Origin of the sequence: Streptomyces sp. DI166 (assembly GCF_900091315.1) — a bacterium.
Classification (GTDB): Bacteria; Actinomycetota; Actinomycetes; order Streptomycetales; family Streptomycetaceae; genus Streptomyces; species Streptomyces fuscus.
In genome coordinates, this window is the sequence record NZ_FLSP01000044.1 from 1 (window position 1) to 20,601 (window position 20,601).

Below are 20,601 nucleotides of genomic sequence, written 5' to 3' on the forward strand. Positions count from 1 at the left end.
GGGCGCCGCACCCCGCCGCCGCGCCCGCGCCGTACGGCTATCCGCACCCCTCCTACCAGCCCCCGCCGCCGTCCTACTCCACCCCGCCCTACGGCTCCACCCCGCCGTACGGGCCGGGCATGCCGCCGCCCGAGGGGCCGCGCCGCGGGCGTTCCACGGCGCTGCTGCTCGCCGTGGCGCTGATCGTGGCGGTGGCCGCAGGGGGCTCGGTGTACGCCCTGATGAACAGCTCCGACGACGACGGCACCGAGGGCCGGGGCAGCGGGGGCTCGCCGAGTCCGACCGTGCAGTCGAGCGCGCCGGTCACACCGGGGCCGACGAGCGGCGGGCCGAGCCCGTCGACCTCGCCCTCCCCGTCCGGGGACGGGACCATCCCGGCCGGGTACCTCGGCACCTGGTCCACGACGATCGACAACGCCTCCGGGCTCCACACCCGAAGGCTGACCATCCAGCAGGGCGAAGTGGGCGACACCGTGCTCTCACTGGTCGCGGACGGCGCGGACTACCACTGCGTCTTCCAGGCGTCGCTGGCCGAGGAGCCCGCAGGGGGCGGTTCGCTGGCGATCGGGCCGTCCATCGTCACCGTCGGCGAACCGGCCTCGTCCTGCACCCCCGGCGCCGCCACCACGCTCACGCTCCTCGGCGACGGCAGCCTGGAGCGGGTGAACACGCAGACGGGGGAGAAGCTGACGTACACCCGCGAGTAGAGGACCGGCTACCGGGGCTCCGGCGGCCGCTGCCGGGGCATGTTCGGGCGGGCCGTGCCGCCGGGCGGCAGGGGGAAGCGGCCGTGCACGACCGTGCCGTCCTGGCGGGAGCCGCCCGCCACCGCGCCCTGGATGCCCATCGGAGCCTGACCGGTGCGGAACTCGACCATCCACTCCGCGGTCTCGGTGCGCACCAGCTCGGTCACGTCGTCGGAGAACCGCCGCAGCACCCCGAGGCACCGCTCGGCCGCCTCGCTCGCCGTGCCCTCCGCGGGGCCCAGCACCTCGCGGACGCTCTCCGAGGCCCAGTCGAACTGGAGTACCTGCAGCCGCCGCTGCACCGCCTGCGCCGTGGCCACGTCCCTTATCCACCCGGAGGTGACGCCGAAGAAGCGGTCCACCCCCACGCAGGAGACGGCCAGCAGCAGCGCCAGATACCCCCAGGGCGCGACCCCGCCCATCGCCCCGGTCAGGTCCAGCAGCGGCAGCGCCGCCCCGGCGACCGCGCCCAGCGCCGCGCCACCGCGCAGTACGCGGGCCCCGCGCCGCTTCCACACCCGGTCCGCGAGATACCAGGCCGCCGTGTCGAGAGCCCCCCGCTCCACCCACTGGTACAGCTCGTCCAGCCGTACCGCGGGCTCGCCCCAGTCGCCCGGCGGGAACGCCCGCCCCGTCAGATCGCCCGGTGGATACTCGGGCTGCATCTCCGGCTGACCCACCCGGTACTCCCTACCTGATCCGAACCTGCTCCGACCGATCACCTTCCGTCACACTCCGTGACGGCCGACTTCTGCGCCGAACCTTCCTACCGCCCAACGGGTGGCGAAGAGGCGGCTTTGGCGGCTTTTACGCTCGGAAGGGGCGCTTGATCAGGTATAGGGCTCCCCATCGCCTCACTCGAAAGAGTGCCGGGGCGACGGGTGGGCGGACCACGTAGGCTCGTTCCAGAAGCCAGACGACAAGGAGCTGATCGTGATCCCCGGTGGTGGCCAGCCCAACATGCAGCAGCTGCTCCAGCAGGCCCAGAAGATGCAGCAGGACCTGGCGAACGCCCAGGAGGAACTGGCGAGGACCGAGGTCGACGGGCAGGCGGGCGGCGGCCTGGTCAAGGCGACCGTCACCGGCGCCGGTGAGCTGCGCTCTCTCAAGATCGACCCGAAGGCGGTCGACCCGGAGGACACCGAGACCCTCGCCGACCTGATCGTGGCGGCCGTCCAGGCGGCCAACCAGAACGCCCAGACCCTCCAGCAGCAGAAGCTCGGCCCGCTCGCCCAGGGCCTCGGCGGTGGCGGCATCCCCGGCCTCCCCTTCTGACCTTTCGGAGACGGGCCGCGGCCCTCTACGGTACGTAGTGAAGGAACCCCAGGAAGGACGGCAGTCCGTTGTACGAAGGCGTGGTCCAGGACCTGATCGACGAGCTGGGTCGGCTGCCCGGCGTCGGTCCCAAGAGCGCGCAGCGGATCGCCTTCCACATCCTCCAGGCGGAACCGACCGACGTACGGCGTCTCGCGCAGGCCCTGATGGAGGTCAAGGCGAAGGTCCGCTTCTGCGCGACCTGCGGCAATGTCGCGCAGGAGGAGCTGTGCGGCATCTGCCGGGACGCGCGCCGCGACGCCTCGGTGATCTGCGTGGTGGAGGAGCCCAAGGACGTGGTCGCCATCGAGCGCACCCGTGAGTTCCGGGGCCGCTACCACGTCCTGGGCGGCGCGATCAGCCCCATCGAGGGCGTGGGCCCCGACGACCTGCGGATAAGGGAACTCCTCGCGCGACTGGCCGACGGGACGGTCACCGAGCTGATCCTGGCCACGGACCCGAACCTGGAAGGCGAGGCCACGGCCACGTACCTCGCCCGCATGATCAAGCCCATGGGCCTCAAGGTCACCCGCCTGGCCAGCGGCCTCCCGGTGGGTGGCGACCTGGAATACGCGGACGAGGTCACTCTCGGCCGCGCCTTCGAGGGGAGACGACTCCTAGATGTCTGACGCCACGCTGCACGCGACGAACCAGGACCCGGACGACTTCGCGGTCCAGATCGCGGACCAGGTAGAGAGCTTCCTCGTCGCCGTCATGGAGGTGGCGAAGGGCGACGAACCGGAGTCGGCGATCCCCTTCCTGCTGCTGGAGGTCTCCCAACTGCTGCTGGCCGGCGGCCGGCTGGGCGCGCACGAGGACATCGTCCCCGAGGAGCGCTACGAGCCGGACCTCGGCCCGGAGCCGGACGTGGACGAACTGCGCGAGAGGCTGGCCCGGCTGCTGGAGCCGGTGGACGTCTACTCGGAGGTCTTCGACCCGTACGAGCCCCGCAAGGCGCCCGTACCGGCCCGGATCTCCGACGACCTCGCCGACGTCATCACCGACCTGCGCCACGGCATGGCCCACTACCGCGCGGGCCGCACCACGGAGGCGCTGTGGTGGTGGCAGTTCTCCTACTTCTCCAACTGGGGCTCCACCGCCTCGGCCACCTTGCGCGCCCTCCAGTCCGTCCTGGCCCACGTCCGCCTGAACCAGCCCCTGGAGGAGCTGGACGGCCTGGACACCGACCAGTCCATGGGCGACGACACCCTGGAGTTCGAGGCGGGCCGCGTGATGGCGGAGGAGATCGCGGGGCCGCTGGGCCTGGGCCGCCCGGCGAAGTAGGACCCGACCGGATCACCGCGAACCGGCCCCCTGACAGGGAGAGCGGAACTACGCTGGGTAGTCGACGGCGTATCACCCCTGGGGGCCGCGATGTCGGGTCGGAACAGCTCCAAGTCCAACACCAAGTCCAACTCCAACTCCCAGCCGCCGGTCGCCTGGCGTTACAGCGGCGACCAGATGAAACGCTGGCGCATCAAGGCGGACATCACCCGCGAACAGCTCGCCTCCGCTGCGAACTACTCCCCGGAAACCATCATGTCGATGGAACGCGGGGTACGCCGGCCGACGCCGCGCGTCCTCGACATCGCCGATGAACTGTGCGGCGCGGAAGGCATGTTGAGCGCGGGCAAGCAGTTCCTGGACCGCGAACGGTTTCCGGCGCGGGCGCAGGACTTCATGGAGCGGGAGAGGGAGGCGACCAACGTCTGGTGGTACGACGTCTCGCTCGTACCCGGGCTGTTGCAGACGGAGGAGTACGCGCGTGCCCTCATCGACAGCCGCATCCCGCCTCTGGACGAGGAGACGGTGCAAGAGCGCGTCGCGGGTCGCATGGAACGGCAGTTGATCCTCACCGAACGGAAACCGCCGGTGGGTTTGAGCTTCGTCCTGTACGAGGCTGTACTCCGCGCACCGCAGGTGAACGCCGCACAGCTGCGCCACCTGTTGGAGGTGGGGCAGCTGCGGAACGTCGTGTTGCAGGTGCTTCCCTTCGAACGAGCCATCAGCGATGCGCTCTTGGGTTCCATGGTGCTGCTGGAGACCCGTGACCACGAGCGATGCGCTTTCTCCGAAGGGCCATTCGCCAGCGAGCTTTCGGCTGATCCGGGGGTTGTCAGCCGGGTCACCGAGCGGCTTAGCATGATCCGCACGCAGGCTCTCGGGCCCGATGAGTCGGCCCAATTCATCGAGCGGATGGTGGACAGCCGTGATTGACCAGCGGAAGTGGTTCAAGTCCAGCTACAGCGACAACGAGGGCGGTGCCTGCGTCGAGGTCGCGCTCGACTGGTTCAAGTCCGGCTACAGCGACAGTGAGGGCGGTAACAGCGTCGAAGTAGCGTTCGCCACCCGCATCCACGTCCGTGACTCCAAGACGCCGACGGGCCCTGAACTCCACCTCGCCGCCCCTGCCTGGGCGGCTTTCCTCTCCGGAGTTTCCGCAGGTCGGCCCGGAGCTTGAGCCTCGGGCCCCGAGCCCTTCCATGGGTTTTCGGGATGTGGGTTTTTGGTTGAAAACCAACCAACCAGCCAAGTCTGAAGGTGAGTTGAGGCGTCGTACCTCAAATGAGTGACGTTCTGTGAACAACTTGCTTCGCAGCGTGATGCCGCCCTAGGTTCGCGGCACATAGATCGGCCCCGGTCGGTGCGCCAACACCGGCTCCGGGGCCTAACCGACGAGCGAATCGGACCTTCGATCGTGGCTTACGACAACCCTAGCGCCGCACTGCCGTCCCCGTCCCACCCGATGGCCAAAACGGGTTACGGCAAACGCTCCGCAGGTGACGAAGACCCGCACGCCGACCCGGACTTCGCACATCTGAGCCTCCGGGACCGCGAGATCGCCGTCTTCGTCGACCACCTCGAAGAGGGCCACGCGATGGGCTACAAGGCCATCGCGGCCGGCCACCCCCGCTACGGCCAGCAGGCCGTGCGCACGTCACTGGGCCGCATCACGGCCGCCGGCCACCTGCGCTGGATCAAGGAGCACATCACCATCGAGGACAACTCGATGCGCTGGGTGACGCGTACGTACTGGCAGCGCACGCCCCGGTCGCCGGAGTGGTGGGCGAAGTTCGCGGAGGAGCGGCACGGCAAGGACGTGACCGAGGAGTACATGTCGGGTCTGGTCCGCGGCGAGCCGAACGAAGAGCCGGAGCCGGAGCCGGACGTGGTGCCGGAGCCGGATGCGGTGCCGGAGCCAGATGAGGAACCGGCCGAGCAGCCGAGCACTGCCTACCAGGCCCTCGCGGACGTGCGCGCCGCCGACGACCGTATGCCGCTGTCCGAGCGCGACTGCCGCTCCCTCGAACCGCTCGCCGCCGAATGGCTGTCCCGTGGCGCGTCGCCGCGCGACCTCGTCAAGGCCCTGACGGAAGGGCTGCCGCCCGCCGTCACCAACCCGGGCGGACTCGCCCGCACCCGACTGGAGAACAAGATGCCCCCGAAGAAGGCGAAGATCCGGCAGAGGACGGCCCGCCGTGGCCGGGTGACCCGCGTGCTCATGTTCTGTCCGCTGTGCGACCGGGACGAGCGGACGACCGAGATCGTGAACGGCCTGTGCCGCGACTGCCTGGCGGAGATCGAGGCGGAAGGCCCCGAGCCCGGGTACGTCCCACCGACGTTCCTCCCCGGCCCGCGCGCCGGCGACAGTCTGCCCGGCGTCGACGAGCCCATCGACGTCACCGAGCCCATCGACGTCACCGAGCGCGTCGAGGCACTGCGCCGCGCGGCGGGGCTGCGGTGAGGGTGCGGCAGGTTTCGGTCGGGGCACCATGGAGCCAAGGAGGCGACGCCATGACCCCCAGGACCGAAGACCGGCCGCTGCCTTGACCTGGACCTTTCCCTTGATGAACTCCAGCCGCACGGTCTCCGGCGCATGGCGTTCCAGTTCCTCGAACTCCTCGACGGACATCAAGGACCGCCGCTACCGGCACACGGAGAAGCTGCCCTTCGGTGCCGCCGTCCAGCTCCCGGACCCGGTGAACATCACGCTCGACACGGAGCCCCTCAAGGAATTCGCGGACTGAGAATCCCTGCGCCCTGTGACGCGTCGCACTTTTCCCGACCGGCATTGCCGGGCATGCGCTGACCTGGGCGCCGGAATCTCACGATGCGATACCAAGAAGGTGAAATTCCCGCGCTCGTTAAACTGAGCCGACACACACGGACTGAGCGAGGAGCGCACGTGGGCCTTGTCGTGCAGAAGTACGGAGGCTCCTCCGTAGCCGATGCCGAGGGCATCAAGCGCGTCGCCAAGCGGATCGTGGAAGCGAAGAAGAACGGCCACCAAGTGGTCGTCGTCGTTTCCGCGATGGGCGACACGACGGACGAGCTGATCGATCTCGCCGAGCAGGTATCCCCGATGCCTGCGGGGCGTGAGTTCGACATGCTGCTGACCGCCGGGGAGCGGATCTCCATGGCACTGCTGGCCATGGCGATCAAAAACCTGGGCCACGAGGCCCAGTCCTTCACCGGCAGCCAGGCCGGTGTCATCACCGACTCGGTCCACAACAAAGCCCGGATCATCGATGTCACGCCGGGCCGGATCCGGCAGTCCCTGGACGCGGGCAACATCGCCATCGTCGCCGGGTTCCAGGGCGTCAGCCAGGACAAGAAGGACATCACCACGCTCGGCCGCGGCGGTTCCGACACCACCGCCGTCGCCCTGGCCGCCGCCCTCGACGCCGAGGTCTGCGAGATCTACACCGACGTGGACGGCGTGTTCACCGCCGACCCGCGCGTGGTGAAGAAGGCGAAGAAGATCGACTGGATCTCCTTCGAGGACATGCTGGAGCTGGCCAGCTCCGGGTCGAAGGTGCTGCTCCACCGCTGTGTGGAGTACGCCCGTCGCTACAACATCCCGATCCATGTGCGCTCCAGCTTCAGCGGGCTCAAGGGCACCTGGGTCAGCAGCGAGCCGATTCAGCAAGGGGACAAGAAGGTGGAGCAGGCCATCATCTCCGGTGTCGCGCACGACACCTCCGAGGCCAAGATCACGGTCGTCGGCGTGCCGGACAAGCCGGGCGAGGCCGCCGCGATCTTCCGGACGATCTCGGACGCCGAGATCAACATCGACATGATCGTGCAGAACGTGTCCGCCGCCTCCACCGGGCTGACGGACATCTCCTTCACCCTCCCCAAGGCCGAGGGCCGCAAGGCCATCGACGCCCTGGAGAAGAACAAGCACGGCATCGGCTTCGACTCGCTGCGCTACGACGACCAGATCGGCAAGATCTCCCTGGTCGGCGCCGGTATGAAGACCAACCCGGGCGTCACCGCGGACTTCTTCACCGCGCTGTCCGACGCGGGCGTGAACATCGAGCTGATCTCCACCTCGGAGATCCGTATCTCGGTGGTCACCCGCGCCGACGACGTCAACGAGGCCGTACGCGCCGTGCACACCGCCTTCGGGCTCGACTCCGACAGCGACGAGGCCGTCGTCTACGGAGGCACGGGCCGCTGATGTCCGGCACCCGACGGCCGACACTCGCGGTCGTGGGAGCGACCGGAGCGGTCGGCACGGTGATGCTCCAGATCCTGTCCCAGCACGCGGACATCTGGGGCGAGATCCGCCTGGTCGCCTCACCGCGCTCGGCCGGCCGCAAGCTGGCCGTGCGCGGCGAGGAGGTCGAGGTCGTGGCTCTGGCCGAGGAGGTCTTCGACGGGGTCGACGTCGCCATGTTCGACGTACCCGACGAGGTCGCCGCCCACTGGGCCCCGATCGCCGCCGCGCGCGGCGCGGTGGTCGTGGACAACTCCGGTGCCTTCCGCATGGACCCGGAGGTGCCGCTGGTCGTCCCCGAGGTCAACGCGCACGCGGCCCGGACCCGGCCGCGCGGCATCATCGCCAACCCCAACTGCACGACCCTCTCCATGATCGTGGCGCTCGGCGCCCTGCACGCCGAGTTCGGCCTGCGCGAGCTGGTGGTCTCCTCCTACCAGGCGGTCAGCGGCGCGGGCCGGGCCGGCGTGGAGACCCTGCGCCGGCAGTTGTCGCTGGTCGCCGGAACCGAGCTGGGCACCAGCCCCGGCGACGTCCGGCGGGCCGTGGGCGACGACACCGGGCCGTTCCCGGAGCCGGTCGCGCTGAACGTCGTGCCCTGGGCCGGGACCTGCCGCGAGGACGGCTGGTCGTCGGAGGAGATGAAGGTACGGGACGAGTCCCGCAAGATCCTCGGCCTGCCGAAGCTGCCCGTGGCCGTCACCTGCGTCCGCGTCCCGGTGATCACCACGCACTCCCTCACCGTGCACGCCCGCTTCGAGGACGAGGTCACCGTCGCGCGGGCCCGCGAGATCCTCGCCACAGCCCCCGGAGTCGTCCTGTTCGACAACCCGGAGGCGGGGGAGTTCCCCACACCCGCCGACGCGGTGGGCACCGACCCCACCTGGGTGGGCCGGGTGCGCCGGGCCCTGGACGACCCGACCGCGCTCGAACTCTTCGTCTGCGGCGACAACTTGCGCAAGGGAGCGGCGCTGAACACCGCGCAGATCGCCGAACTGGTGGCGACGGAGTTTTCGTGAGCGTGACCCTTGGCCGGAAAACTCCGGGGGCCTGCCGCGAAACGTTTGTAGGATCTGCGTGAAAGATGTGCGTCGGATAATGGTCCGTGCCACTTGAACAGGACCTCTTCGGCGTTCGAAGATTTCCTCCCCGTCCCCCGCAACCGCGCGGAGGGCGGGGAGCGTCTTTGCGGTCGCCTGTCGGTGGGCGCGCGGGCGCGTTTTCGGGCGTGGGGACGCCCGGGGCAGGGCGTACGGATGCCACGGGTAGGGCGTGCGGACGCCACGGGTAGGCGTGGGGACGCCGTGGGCAGGGCGTGGGGACGTCCGTTCATATGGGACATAGGGGAAGAGCGGGACGCATGAGTGCATGTGAGGCGCCATCAGCCGAGCTGCCTGACGCAAAAGTGACGTCCGGCACGTACAACCCTCTCGGGGGTAGACGTGTCCAACTGGCGTGGCAGAGGTACTCGACTTCCCTGCGGCGCGCGGCACGGCTCTCCGTCCGCCGCGCCCCTACCGCCGACCCCGCATGTCCGGTACGCCCGGCGGCATGCCGGTGATCGCACCCATGCCCGCAGCGCGGCCCACCCGCATCCCCAGTCAGCGCGACGGCTCCGAGACGTCCTACGCCGAGGAGACGGCGGCCGCCGGTACGACGGTCGACCACCTCACCGAGACCTACCGCGCCCACTACCGGTCGCTGCTGGGGCTCGCGGCGCTCCTGCTCGACGACACCGCCTCCTGCGAGGACGTCGTCCAGGAGGCCTTCATCCGCGTCCACTCCGCCCGCAAGCGGGTCCGGGACCCGGAGAAGACCCTGGCCTACCTGCGCCAGACGGTCGTCAACCTCTCCCGCTCGGCCCTGCGCCGCCGCATCCTCGGCCTGAAACTGCTCTCCAAGCCGATGCCGGACATGGCGAGCGCGGAGGAGGGCGCCTACGACCAGCTGGAGCGCGACTCCCTGATCAAGGCCATGAAGGGTCTGCAACGGCGCCAGCGCGAGGTCCTCGTGCTGCGCTACTTCGCCGACATGACCGAGGCCCAGGTCGCCGAGACCCTCGGCCTGTCGCTGGGCTCGGTGAAGGCATATGGCTCGCGCGGCATCGCGGCGCTGCGGGTCGCGATGGAGGCGCCGGCATGAGCGCCGACCACGACGAACGGCGGCGCCACGTCCCCGGGGACGACCGGACGCCTGAGCAATCGCACGGTGGGAACGAGACGGTGAACGACGGCCCGGACGGCCTGAGCGAGAACGAGGCGCGGGTGCCGTCGAAGCCGACGGGCCGGGATGCCGCCGCCAAGGATCTTGGCGGTTCCGGCGGTTCCGGCGGTTCCGGCGGCTTCGACGGTCTCGACCGGCTGAGGGCCGCGGTCCGGGGGACGGACGAGCCGGGCGGCACCGGCTCGGACGACGCCCCGAACCTGGACGAGTCGGACCTGCGGCAGCTGCTGCAGGACGCGGTGCAGGACATCGAACCGCGTGAGGGCACGCTGGAGCATCTTCGGCGCGCGGTGCCGGCCCGGCGGGCACGCAAGCGCCAGGCGCTGGTCGGCATGGCGGCGGCGGCGCTGTTCGTCGGTACGGCGGTCCCGGCGCTGGTGCACGTGTCGCAGTCGACCGGGTCCGGGGCCAACCCGTCGGTCGCGGGACACGGCACCCACGCGCAGGGCGGCGCCACGCAGGGCCTGGACCCCGACGCGGGGGACGGCTCGTCGGCGGGTGCCGCGGACAAGTCGGAGCAGACGGACCCGGGCGGCGGGAAGAAGGAGACCGGCGGCGAGCAGACCGGCGGCGACCCGTCGGGCGGCTCGGCGGACCCGCAGGCGACGACCGACGCGGGCGGGGCGGTCTGTACGGCCGAGCAGTTGACGGTCGCCGGGGCGAGCGCGGGCACGCAGGACCAGGGCGGCGCCGTCTACGGCACGTTCCGCTTCTCGAACGCCTCGACGTCGGCGTGTACGGTCACCAGCCCTGGCACGCTGAGCGTGGTCCCCGGAGGGGCGGCGGACCCGACGAAGCTGTCGCAGGCCCGGCACACCTCGGGCGACCCGGCGACGTCCCTGCCGGACCCGTCCGAGGAACTGACGTCCTTGATCCTCCAGCCGGGCACGGCGTACGAGGTGAAGTTCGCGTGGGTCCCGTCGGAGACGTGCCCCACGACGGGCGGCAACACCGGCGGCACGGTCGGAGGCGGCGGCGACCCGAGCCCCGACCCCACCCCGTCCTCCGGCACGGGCACCACGGACGGCACCTCCACCGGCGGCGACACCGGCACCTCCACCCAGCTCCTCACAGCAGACGGCCCGGCGGACGGCACGGTAACCATCACCAACACCCCGGACCCGGGCTCCCCCCCGGCCCAGACAACCATCCCCAACGCCTGCGCGGGCACGGTGTACTGGACGGGAGTACTGGCGGGCGCGTAACGACCCAGGGCGCCCGCGCCGACGGGCAGCGGCACGACGTCGCCCCGGACAGCGGCACGCCCCACCCCACCTAGCTGCAGCCAGCCGTACGGGCGGCGCCGGCCCAACCTACGTAGCTGCAGCCAGCCGCAGGACCGGGGGCCCAACCCACATAGCTGCGGGCAACCGACGTAGCTGCGGGCAGTCGTGCCGCTGGGGCGGCACGGGTGGGCGCAGCGGCACCCCGCCAGCGCGGGCGAGCGAACCCACCCCCACGGCGCCACCAACCGACGGCACCGGTCAAACAACGGCACCGTTAATCACCGGCACCGTCAATCAACGGCACCGTTAATCACCGGCACCCAGACCCAGGTCAGACCCCAACCCCCGGCTCAGACCCCACCCGCTCAGAACCCCCCGCCTCCACCAACCCCAACTCCGCATCCCGCGCAAACTCAACCTCACGCCGAAATAGCCGGAACCACATAAAAACCACAAACCCGGCGAAGACAAACCACTCCCCGGTATACCCAAGGTTCTGGAACGCCTTCAGATCCAGCCCCGAATCCCGAGCCACACTCACCGGCACGGCCGCCATCCCCCCGTCCCCGGAATTCAAGGTCACCCACGCGTCATAAACGTCGTACGACACAAGGTTCACCAAAGACGCCGCAGAGATCGCCCCCACCTGCCCCCGAGGCAACCCCCCATACCCCGGCACCCCGTTCTCCCCCGGCTGCTCAGAGGCCTGCAGCGCCCCCGTAACCGTCACCACCCCCGAAGGCGCATCGGGCACCGCAGCGGCATCCGCCTCCCCAGGCACCCACCCCCGCACCACCGGAAGCGCGTCACCCCCCTCGACCCGCAGCAGCGACAGCACATAGAACCCCCGCCGCCCATCGAGCTCCCGATCGGGCACCAGCAGCTGATCCGCGTACCGCCCGGTGGCCGTGACCTGTTTCCCCACGGTCGCCTTGTCCACAGGCAGCAGCTCGGACAGCGGCCGAGCCGCCTCCCGCTCGGCAGAGGCGACCCGCTCCTCGGCATTCCGGTGATCGGCCACCCGGTCCTCGAACCGACCCAGCTGCCACGACCCCATGAAGACACAGAAGGGGATGGCGAGCAGTACGAAGAGGTTGATCCCCCACCAGCGGGGCGTCAGCAGAAACCGGTACACGCCACCACGGTACGGGCACCCCCCACCCACCCGGCCCGCGGGGTTCAGTACCGCTCGGTCAGGTGCTCCCGCCCGGCCGGCGGCTCATACGGCTCCGGCCAGAAATCCGTGACCGCGACAATCCGCCCCTCCCCGTCCCCCCGGAAGAACGAAATCCCCACATGCACATCGTCCCCGTCGGTCACCCGCACCCAGGACACCGCTTCCCCCGCCTCCGCAACAACCCGCTCCACCCGCACATGCCAGTCCCCGGGAAACTCCCGGTTGAACCGCACATATGCCTCCCGCCCCCGGACCCGCTCCCGGCTCATGGGCGCCTCGTACGCCACATCGTCGGCCAGCGTCCCCGCGAACGCCTCCCAGTCCCGGGCCTCGGCGGCGGCCCAGAACTTCTCCACGTTCCTCCGCAGTCGCGTCATGCCGACCACTGTGCACCTTGCCACTGACAGCCGCCCCGTCAGCCGCCCCCGCAGCGGGCTCCGCGAAAGTTATCCACAGCCTGAGGACCAGGCCAGACACAATGTCGGCGATCCCGTGCACTATGGGGCCATGACTGAGAGCAACGGGTCCGCCGCGCCGGATCAGCAACAGCAGAACCGGGACCTGCCGGACTGGGAGAAGCGCTTCCGGGCACCCCGGGTGTCCCTGCCGGACTGGGCGGAGGACGCCCCGGACCGCTCCCTGTTCGTGTCGAACGCGACGGGGACGTACGAGCTGTACGCCTGGGACCGCGCCACCGGCGAGCAGCGCCAGGTCACCGACCGCCCCAACGGCACGACGGACGGCGTGCTGTCCCCGGACGGCGCCTGGATCTGGTGGTTCGACGACAAGGACGGCGACGAGTTCGGCGTCTGGCGCCGCCAGCCGTTCACCGGCGGCGAGGACGAACTGGCCACGCCGGGCCTGGACCCCTCCTACCCGGCGGGCCTGGCCCTCGGCCGCGACGGCCGTACGGCGATCGTGGGCCGCTCCACGGACGACGAGGGCACCACGATCCACCTCGCCCGCACCGGCGAGCCCCCGGCCGTCCTCTACCGGCACCGCGAGTCGGCGGGCGTCGGCGACCTCTCCCACGATGGTTCGCTGATCGCCATCGAGCACACCGAGCACGGCGACGCGATGCACTCCGCCCTGCGCGTCCTGCGCCCGGACGGCACCACGGTCGCCGAGCTGGACGACACCAAGGGCGGCACCGAGGAGCTGGGCCTGGAGGTCCTCGGCTTCGCCCCGGTCGACGGCGACACCCGCCTGCTCGTGGGCCACCAGCGCCGCGGCCGCTGGGAGCCCCTGGTCTGGGACGTGTCCACGGGCCAGGAGACCGACCTGACCATGGACCTGCCCGGCGACGTGAGCGCCGAGTGGTACCCCGACGGCTCGGCCCTGCTGGTCGGCCACAGCTTCGAGGCCCGTAGCGAACTCTTCCGCTACGACCTCACCACCCACACCCTGACCAGGATCCCCACCCCCCGGGGCACGGTCTCGGGCGCCACGCCCCGCCCCGACGGCACCGTCGAGTTCCTGTGGTCCTCGGCCGCCGAGCCGTCGACGGTCCGCTCGACGACCGGCAAGGTCGTCCTGGACCCGCCCGGCATGAAGTCCCCGGGCTCGGTCCCGGTCGAGGACGTGTGGGTGGACGGCCCCGGCGGCCGTATCCACGCCCTGGTCCAGAAGCCCGCGGGCGCGACCGGCCCGCTCCCCACGGTCTTCTCCATCCACGGCGGCCCGACCTGGCACGACAGCGACGCCTTCGCGGCGGGCCCCGCGGCCTGGGTGGACCACGGCTACGCGGTGGTCAGGGTCAACTACCGCGGCTCCACCGGCTACGGCCGCGCCTGGACGGACGCACTCAAGCACCGCGTCGGCCTGATCGAGCTGGAGGACATCGCCGCGGTCCGCGAATGGGCCGTCACCTCCGGTCTGGCCGACCCCGCGCGCCTGATCCTCACCGGCGGCTCCTGGGGCGGCTACCTCACCCTCCTCGGCCTCGGCACCCAGCCCGACGCCTGGACCCTGGGCATCGCGGCGGTCCCGGTCGCGGACTACGTCACGGCGTACCACGACGAGATGGAGGCCCTGAAGGCGATGGACCGCACTCTCCTCGGAGGCACCCCCGAGGAGGTCCCGGACCGTTTCGAGGCCTCGTCCCCGATCACCTACGTCGACGAGGTGAAGGCCCCCGTCTACATCTCGGCGGGCGTCAACGACCCGCGCTGCCCGATCCGCCAGATCGACAACTACGTCAAGCGCCTGGAATCCCGCAACGCCCCCCACGAGGTGTACCGCTACGACGCGGGCCACGGCTCCCTGGTCGTGGACGAACGCATCAAGCAGGTCCGCCTGGAACTGGACTTCGCGTCCCGCCACCTGCCCCACTGACGCCGACAGGCAAGGGCGCCTTCCCCACCGGAGGGAGGGCGCCCTTGAACGCCCCTTCCCGCCAACCCGTAAGAAAGGGAAGCAGAAGGCGCCCTTCAGCGCGCACCCCACCCCATCCCACGGGAGACGCGACCCATTGGCGACCCCAACCCGCCCCCGCCCCTCCCAGAAAGAACCGAAACCCACCGCCGCCACTGGCCCCACCGACCGCACCCCCCTGACCCTGATCACCGTCCTCATCCTGGCGGTCCTGCTTCAAAACCCCCTGCGAGGAGCCCTCTCCTCCCCGGTGATGCAGACCTGGACGACGGTGTTCGTGGCGGTCGTAGTCCAGGCCATGCCCTTCCTGGTCCTGGGCGTGCTGCTCTCGGCGGCGATCGCGGTGTTCGTACCCTCCTCGTTCTTCACCCGCGCCCTCCCCACGCGCCCGTCCCTGGCGGTCCCGGTGGCAGGAGCGGCAGGGGCGGTACTGCCGGGCTGCGAATGCGCCTCGGTCCCGGTGACCGGCGCCCTGATCCGCAGAGGAGTCCCGCCGGCCGCGGCGCTGGCCTTCCTCCTCTCGGCCCCCGCCATCAACCCCGTAGTCCTGACAGCGACGGCAGTCGCCTTCCCGGACACCCCGGAAATGGTCCTGGCCCGCCTGGTGGCCAGCCTCCTGGTCTCCTGCGCGATGGGTTGGCTCTGGCTGCGCCTGGGCCGCACGGACTGGCTGCGCCCCCCGACCCACCCGTCCCACGAGGGCAAGCCCCGGGCAGCGGCCTTCTGGGATTCGGTCCGCCACGACGTACTGCACGCGGGCGGCTTCCTGATCCTGGGCGCGATGGCGGCGGCAACCCTGAAAGCGGCAGTGCCGGAGTCCTGGCTGAGCGACCTGGCAGCGAACCCCTGGGCAGCCGTGGTCGCCCTGGGAATCCTGGCGGTCGTGCTCTCCCTCTGCTCGGAGGCGGACGCGTTCGTAGCGGCGTCCCTGACCCACTTCTCCCTGACGGCCAGGCTCGCCTTCCTGGTGGTGGGCCCCATGGTCGACCTCAAGCTGATCGCGATGCAGGCAGGAACCTTCGGCCGCTCCTTCGCCCTGCGCTTCGCCCCGACGACCTTCCTCCTGGCCCTGGCCATCTCCACAGCGACCGGAACGGCACTCCTATGACCCGCCAGGCCCAGTCGGCGCTCCTGTTCCTGCTGGGAGCATCCCTGCTCCACGCGGGCACCACAGACCTGTACCTCCGCTATGTGAAGGAGGGCCTGCGCCCCCTGCTCCTGCTCTCGGCGGCGGTCCTGATCACCACGGCCCTGGCAACACTCTGGTACGACCGAAAGCAAGACCGACAGCCCGACGGAAGGCACGACGGAAAGCACGACGGAATTTCAGGGCCCACCAAGACCACCACCAGGCCCACCCCCCACAAGCCCCCGCGCACCACCTGGCTCCTGACCCTCCCCATCCTGGCCCTGATCCTGGTGGCCCCACCGGCCCTGGGCTCCTACACGGCGACCCGCGCAGGAACAGCCCTGCAAGAGCCGTACGCCTACGACCCCCTCCCCCCGGACAACCCCCTGACCCTCCCCCTGACGGACTACGCGGCCCGCGCGGCCTACGACAAGGGCCGCACCCTGAAGAACCGTCACCTGCGCATCGAGGGCTTCGTGGCCACACCCCCGTCGGGCCCCCCATACCTGGTCCGCATGACCCTGAACTGCTGCGCGGCGGACGCCCAACCGGTAAAGATCGCCCTGACCGGCGAGGTCCCCCCGGTCCTGCGCCCGGACACCTGGCTACGAGTGGAGGGCACGTACACCCCGGAAACAACGAAGGACCCGGTGAACGGCGCCCTCATCCCCTACCTGAAGGTGACAAGGGCAACCCCGATGAAACCGCCCAAGGACCCCTACGAGGCGCTGGCTCGGTAGTAGGCAACCAGCGCATTGGCATGCCCGTGCCCCACCCCGAACTCCCCCTTGAGCCACCCCACAAGCTCCATGTGCTTCTCCAGCGGCGACCCCTTGATGATCCCCATCCACTCCTCGATCGACCGCCCGTACTTCTTCTCGATGGACGGAAAGTAGCTGGCGGGCCCCTTGGCGGCAGCGGTCATGACGAAGATCTCCTGTCGAGCGAACGATCGTGACGCGTATAGGACCCCACCCGCCACCAGAACTCATCGGTGCGGCAACCACAGGCCCAACTACCCGGGAAACCCAAGGCTCTTCAGATAGGTCAGACGGGCATTGATGGCCGCGGAGAAGTGACGCCAGTCGAGCCTGTCGACCGGCTCGTGCGGTTTGGGGTCGGCGGCCGAAGAGGTGATGTAGCAGGCGGCGTCGTAGAGCCGCTCGGACAACAGCCGCTGACAGAAGACACCGAAGCGCTCCTGATAGGACATGCCTTCCCAGACCGGCTCCACCGGCAGGGCGCCTGTGGCCGGCCGGACGGGCCTACGCGATCCTGCCTCGTCCTGCATGATGAAGAAGTACCCGAGCCAGGGCTCCTCGCCCGGATACAGCTCGGCCAGGGCCGCATGACGCAGGTCGACGGCGCTGCCGAGCGCTTCCTCGACCCGGTTGTTGTAGTTGTTGCCGAACGACGGACCGCCGAGAGCCTTCAGCTCGAAGGCAGCCACCAGGGTGTGCCGGTGCACGACGACCAGGTCCCACTGCTTCTGCGGCCGGAAGTAGCCGGGCAGTTCGAGCCCCTGGGACTTGTTGACCCGAATGCTCTCGGGCGGATACCCCGCGTCGAGGAAGAACTTGGACAACAGGACTGCGATGGCGTCGAAGTGCTTGCCACCCCGCACGGAACCCGCTGTGCCCGCCCCCACGGCGGCCTTGATCGCGGACTGTTCCCTCTGCAGTTCCTTGGCGCCCCAGTACGCCGCGACGGCGTCCTCGAAGTCCTGGCGGGTAACCGTCAAGATCCATGCCTCCTACTCAGGCAGCTCGGCGAGCCCGTAGACACGCAGAGCGACCTCGGTGGCGGCCTCCACATCCCGCCTGCGGAAAGCTTCCATGAGGGCCTCTCGGTCGCTCTCACCGATCTCCGCCGGGTCCGGTACACGGATCTTCCGGAGGTACTGCGCCTGGAACCGGAGGGTGCCCCCGCGCATCTTGACCGCGTACGCCTCCACGAATGCCTCCGCGACCTTGGACAGCAACAGGCCACCGAGTACGCGCATGTCCCAGACGTCCGAGACGATGAAGTACAGGTTGTGGTGAGGGTACAAGCCCCCTTCGTCGAGGACCGGATGGATCCTCAACTTCATGTCCGGGAACAGCAGTTTCCGGCGACGGGTGAGCCGGTGATCGACCTTGTCGATGGTCTTGTACCAGCGATGGGGCTGCTTGACGGCGACGTAGCGCTTGCGCAGGACCTCACTGTTCCGCTCGAAGTACGCTGCGAGACGCGGATAGGCGTCGAGGTCGACCAGATCACCGTCGGCAGCCCAGGGGTTGACCAGGTACGTACCGTCCCAGTCGACAGTGCCGCTGGTCGTGTCACGCACCATGGCCATGGGCAACAGCCGGTCCGTCTCTACGAGACCGGCGTCCTTGGTGAGGAAGACCTTGTCCGCGCCGGTGGCGATACCGATGCCCACCTTGGTGCCGGTCTCGGCGTCCTCCAACAGCCGGAAGCGTTCGGTGAGTTTCTCAAGAACAGCGAGCCTCGCCGGCGAGGCGGCAGGCCAGGAATCCTCCTCCGGAAACCAGTGAGGCATACGGGCAGCCTCGTACGCCCCCGTGGAGACCGTGGACGATGCCCCCTCCCGATACCACTCGACAAAGCCCCGAGCCTGTTGCGCGCCAAAGGACCGGTTCGTATCCGCGGCAACGGCCGCACCCTGGGCCCGGTTCGAGATGAGCGTGATCGCCGGATACGCCGAAACCTGCTCCTCAAAGGCATCGACATCGTGCATGACAAGCGCGAGGTCCATGCTGAAGTGCCGGGTCACCAGCTGCCGCAGCCGCCGCCCGTACTGATTCCGCATCCAACGGTCGGCACAGATGAACCCCAGCCGCCCCCCTGGATTGAGGCTGCGCAGGGCCACCTCGTAGAAACCGACATAGATGTCGGCGCGGCCCCCCATGGTGGAGCAGGACCGCCGATAGACAGCCATCCGGTCATCGGGAACGTCTTCGAGGCGAATGTACGGAGGGTTCCCGACGACGTAGTCGGCACGGTGCCCGGCGTCCGCCTGAAGCAGATAGTCCCCCCGCCCGACCCACGCCTCGGCGACCTTCGTCGCATCCTCCGCCCCCCATCCCTCCCCCCGCAGGGTTGCCGCGACCAACGCCCGACTCTGCTCGACATTCCGCTCCAACAGGTCGAAGGCGCGGACGGCGGTGACCGCATCGGTGATGGGCCGGCGGCGCGCCCGGCAGGAGGCACTGACCCTGGAGGCGACGACAGCCAAAAACGCCCCGCCCCCACAAGCGGGCTCCACGAGCCTGAGCTCACAGAGGTCCTTCTCCGCCGTATAACCCAGAAGATCCAGAATGAGCTCGACCACCCAAGCCCGCGTGAATACCTCTCCGTGCTCCACGGCCTCCTGCAGAGACTCGGGCAGGGAGAGGTCGTCGGTGCTGAACAGCGCGCTTGTTGCCACGCAAGGGACAGTACCGCCCGCGACCTGCGGCTGTCGGGGTGGCGGGCTCGCCGGTCGACGGGGCTGGACGGGTGTAGTTCGGACGTGGCCCCGGTGACCTCGGCTCGGAGCGGCACGTCACCGAGTTACACAGGGCCATGCGCCTCGGTGCGGGGCGTGCCGGTGCCCTTCTCGGCCCGGACCCGACGACTGGAAGAGCACCATGGCAAAGCGCGACCCTCGCAACCGCACCGGCGGGAGCCCGCTACGTCGCGGGCTCGTCACCGCCGTGCTCGCAGCGGGCCTGCTGACGGCCTCAACGGCAACGGGATACGGGACCGACGTGGCCGGTCCGGCACCCGGCCCGCAGTTCACGCCGCTGACGGCGGCGGTGATGACCGAACCGACGCCGTTCCGCGCCACGGACGGCAGGACGCACCTCTCGTACGAACTGCTCACCACGAACGCCCTGCCCACCAGCGCTCAGGTGCGTCTCGACCGGGTCGAAGTCCGGGACGCCCGCTCACACCGGGTGGTGGGCTCGCTCAGCGGCCAGGCGCTGGCCGACGCCGCCAACCCCGTGGGTGACCCCCTGCCGGGTGCGGACGGGTCCACCCCGGCACCCCCGGGGCCGACACCGACCGTCATCCCGGGCTCCCAGCGGTGGGTCATCTGGCTCGACCTGGCCCTCGACCGCGGTCGGCATGTGCCCAAGGTCCTCGAACACCATCTCTCGGGTGCCGTCGTCACCCCCTCCGGCTCCTCCCCGTTCGAGGAGACGGTCCAGGTCACCCCGACCGGCCGCACGGCGCCGCTGAACCTGAACGCGCCGGTGCGCCCCGGCACGTGGTACTCCAGCGAGTCGTGCTGCGGGAACACCCACCACCGGCGCGGTCTCGCCCCGATCAACGGCCGCTTCTACGTTCCGCAGCGCTTCGCGATCGACTGGTACCGGGTCGGAGAGCAAGGACAGACCTGGGAAGGCGACCCCACGCGGCTCACCAGCCACCTGAGCTACCGGCAGCCGGTCGTCGCCGCGGCCGGCGGAAGAGTGGTGGAGGTCCAGGACGGGATCCCGGACAACACGCCACCCGTCACGCCGCCGATCCCGCCCATCGAGGACACCGTCGGCAACCACGTCACCGTGCAGGTCGCACCCGGCCGCTACCTGCTCTACGCCCACCTCAAGCCCGGCTCGCTCAAGGTCCGGGAAGGCGACCGCGTCGAACCCGGCCGGGTCCTCGGCCTGATCGGCAACAGCGGCAACTCGACCACCCCGCACCTGCACTTCCAGGTGATGACCACCGCCGAGTTCTTCCCGACCGACAGCCCGCCGTTCACCTTCCGCGAGTTCCGCGTCGTCGGCCAGGTCGACCCCCGCCTCTGGGACGACAACCTGGGCCTACAGCCAACCGGCGTCCTCCCGATCACACCCTCCCCGTACGAGGGCCCACACCGCGCGCGCTATCCACTCGACCGCGAGGTACTGACGTTCTGACCC

20 protein-coding genes and 2 pseudogenes are annotated in these 20,601 nt (G+C 70.0%); 15 read left to right on the plus strand and 7 right to left on the minus strand.

Annotation, left to right across the window (positions count from 1 at the left end; genetic code table 11):
- Nucleotides 1–707, plus strand: a pseudogene (locus GA0115233_RS21520) (serine/threonine protein kinase); the annotation flags it as partial.
- 8 nt (nucleotides 708–715) lie between these two features.
- On the opposite strand, the gene GA0115233_RS21525 reads toward GA0115233_RS21520, so the two are convergent.
- Complete coding sequence (locus tag GA0115233_RS21525; RefSeq protein ID WP_093721909.1) at nucleotides 716–1,426, minus strand: SLATT domain-containing protein; 711 nt, start codon at nucleotides 1,424–1,426, stop codon at nucleotides 716–718.
- Between the two features lie 253 nt (nucleotides 1,427–1,679).
- Here GA0115233_RS21525 and GA0115233_RS21530 point away from each other — a divergent pair, with 253 nt between their 5' ends.
- From GA0115233_RS21530 to GA0115233_RS21555, 6 genes are all read left to right on the plus strand, one after another.
- The gene (locus tag GA0115233_RS21530; protein ID WP_093721910.1) at nucleotides 1,680–2,021 is read left to right on the plus strand and encodes a YbaB/EbfC family nucleoid-associated protein; all 342 of its coding nucleotides are present in this window, start codon (nucleotides 1,680–1,682) and stop codon (nucleotides 2,019–2,021) included.
- A gap of 68 nt (nucleotides 2,022–2,089) precedes the next feature.
- Nucleotides 2,090–2,689 carry a recombination mediator RecR gene (recR, locus tag GA0115233_RS21535; RefSeq protein WP_093721911.1) on the plus strand — a complete coding sequence of 200 codons (600 nt, stop codon included), beginning with the start codon at nucleotides 2,090–2,092 and terminating at the stop codon, nucleotides 2,687–2,689.
- Nucleotides 2,682–3,344, plus strand: coding sequence for a DUF5063 domain-containing protein (locus GA0115233_RS21540; RefSeq protein WP_093721912.1), 663 nt, complete (start codon nucleotides 2,682–2,684; stop codon nucleotides 3,342–3,344). The genes recR and GA0115233_RS21540 overlap by 8 nt, the downstream gene beginning before the upstream one ends.
- 90 nt (nucleotides 3,345–3,434) lie before the next feature.
- A complete protein-coding gene (locus GA0115233_RS21545) occupies nucleotides 3,435–4,277 on the plus strand; it encodes a helix-turn-helix domain-containing protein (protein ID WP_093721913.1) in 843 nt (280 codons plus the stop codon).
- Entirely contained in the window at nucleotides 4,231–4,521 is a 291-nt protein-coding gene (locus GA0115233_RS21550; RefSeq protein WP_093721914.1) for a DUF397 domain-containing protein, read from the plus strand. Before GA0115233_RS21545 ends, GA0115233_RS21550 begins: the two co-directional genes overlap by 47 nt.
- A gap of 285 nt (nucleotides 4,522–4,806) precedes the next feature.
- Complete coding sequence (locus GA0115233_RS21555) at nucleotides 4,807–5,805, plus strand: hypothetical protein (protein WP_093721915.1); 999 nt, start codon at nucleotides 4,807–4,809, stop codon at nucleotides 5,803–5,805.
- A gap of 81 nt (nucleotides 5,806–5,886) precedes the next feature.
- On the opposite strand, the pseudogene GA0115233_RS41830 reads toward GA0115233_RS21555, so the two are convergent.
- Nucleotides 5,887–5,973, minus strand: a pseudogene (locus GA0115233_RS41830) (Uma2 family endonuclease); the annotation flags it as partial.
- 273 nt (nucleotides 5,974–6,246) lie between these two features.
- Here GA0115233_RS41830 and GA0115233_RS21565 point away from each other — a divergent pair.
- The 4 genes from GA0115233_RS21565 to GA0115233_RS21580 all read left to right on the plus strand — a co-directional run bounded on the left by GA0115233_RS21565 (nucleotide 6,247) and on the right by GA0115233_RS21580 (nucleotide 10,991).
- Nucleotides 6,247–7,524 carry an aspartate kinase gene (locus GA0115233_RS21565; protein ID WP_093721916.1) on the plus strand — a complete coding sequence of 426 codons (1,278 nt, stop codon included), beginning with the start codon at nucleotides 6,247–6,249 and terminating at the stop codon, nucleotides 7,522–7,524.
- Nucleotides 7,524–8,582: an aspartate-semialdehyde dehydrogenase gene (locus GA0115233_RS21570; protein WP_093721917.1), complete on the plus strand. Its 1,059-nt coding sequence runs from the start codon at nucleotides 7,524–7,526 to the stop codon at nucleotides 8,580–8,582. The genes GA0115233_RS21565 and GA0115233_RS21570 overlap by 1 nt, the downstream gene beginning before the upstream one ends.
- Nucleotides 8,583–9,093: 511 nt before the next feature.
- Nucleotides 9,094–9,705 carry a SigE family RNA polymerase sigma factor gene (locus tag GA0115233_RS21575; RefSeq protein ID WP_093721918.1) on the plus strand — a complete coding sequence of 204 codons (612 nt, stop codon included), beginning with the start codon at nucleotides 9,094–9,096 and terminating at the stop codon, nucleotides 9,703–9,705.
- Entirely contained in the window at nucleotides 9,702–10,991 is a 1,290-nt protein-coding gene (locus GA0115233_RS21580; protein WP_093721919.1) for a hypothetical protein, read from the plus strand. The genes GA0115233_RS21575 and GA0115233_RS21580 overlap by 4 nt, the downstream gene beginning before the upstream one ends.
- A gap of 352 nt (nucleotides 10,992–11,343) precedes the next feature.
- On the opposite strand, the gene GA0115233_RS21585 is transcribed toward GA0115233_RS21580, so the two are convergent.
- Nucleotides 11,344–12,147 carry an SURF1 family protein gene (locus GA0115233_RS21585; RefSeq protein WP_176711890.1) on the minus strand — a complete coding sequence of 268 codons (804 nt, stop codon included), beginning with the start codon at nucleotides 12,145–12,147 and terminating at the stop codon, nucleotides 11,344–11,346.
- A gap of 44 nt (nucleotides 12,148–12,191) precedes the next feature.
- A complete protein-coding gene (locus GA0115233_RS21590; RefSeq protein WP_093721964.1) occupies nucleotides 12,192–12,566 on the minus strand; it encodes a nuclear transport factor 2 family protein in 375 nt (124 codons plus the stop codon).
- Between the two features lie 130 nt (nucleotides 12,567–12,696).
- On the opposite strand from GA0115233_RS21590, the gene GA0115233_RS21595 reads away from it, so the two are divergent.
- From GA0115233_RS21595 to GA0115233_RS21605, 3 genes are all read left to right on the plus strand, one after another.
- On the plus strand, nucleotides 12,697–14,523 hold the full coding sequence (locus tag GA0115233_RS21595) for a S9 family peptidase (RefSeq protein WP_093721921.1): 1,827 nt from the start codon (nucleotides 12,697–12,699) through the stop codon (nucleotides 14,521–14,523).
- A 136-nt stretch (nucleotides 14,524–14,659) separates the two neighbouring features.
- A complete protein-coding gene (locus GA0115233_RS21600; RefSeq protein ID WP_176711891.1) occupies nucleotides 14,660–15,670 on the plus strand; it encodes a permease in 1,011 nt (336 codons plus the stop codon).
- Nucleotides 15,667–16,431, plus strand: a complete 765-nt coding sequence (locus tag GA0115233_RS21605; RefSeq protein ID WP_093721922.1) for a TIGR03943 family putative permease subunit — start codon at nucleotides 15,667–15,669, stop codon at nucleotides 16,429–16,431. The genes GA0115233_RS21600 and GA0115233_RS21605 overlap by 4 nt, the downstream gene beginning before the upstream one ends.
- Here GA0115233_RS21605 and GA0115233_RS21610 read toward each other — a convergent pair.
- From GA0115233_RS21610 to GA0115233_RS21620, 3 genes are all read right to left on the minus strand, one after another.
- Nucleotides 16,410–16,616 (minus strand): DUF4287 domain-containing protein, encoded by a 207-nt coding sequence (locus GA0115233_RS21610; protein WP_093721923.1) that lies wholly within the window; start codon nucleotides 16,614–16,616, stop codon nucleotides 16,410–16,412. The genes GA0115233_RS21605 and GA0115233_RS21610 overlap by 22 nt on opposite strands.
- 90 nt (nucleotides 16,617–16,706) lie before the next feature.
- A complete protein-coding gene (locus tag GA0115233_RS21615) occupies nucleotides 16,707–17,432 on the minus strand; it encodes a PaeR7I family type II restriction endonuclease (protein WP_093721924.1) in 726 nt (241 codons plus the stop codon).
- A gap of 12 nt (nucleotides 17,433–17,444) precedes the next feature.
- The gene (locus tag GA0115233_RS21620; RefSeq protein WP_093721925.1) at nucleotides 17,445–19,121 is read right to left on the minus strand and encodes an Eco57I restriction-modification methylase domain-containing protein; all 1,677 of its coding nucleotides are present in this window, start codon (nucleotides 19,119–19,121) and stop codon (nucleotides 17,445–17,447) included.
- 202 nt (nucleotides 19,122–19,323) lie between these two features.
- Here GA0115233_RS21620 and GA0115233_RS21625 point away from each other — a divergent pair, with 202 nt between their 5' ends.
- Nucleotides 19,324–20,598, plus strand: a complete 1,275-nt coding sequence (locus tag GA0115233_RS21625) for a M23 family metallopeptidase (protein WP_093721926.1) — start codon at nucleotides 19,324–19,326, stop codon at nucleotides 20,596–20,598.
- Nucleotides 20,599–20,601 lie beyond the last annotated feature (3 nt).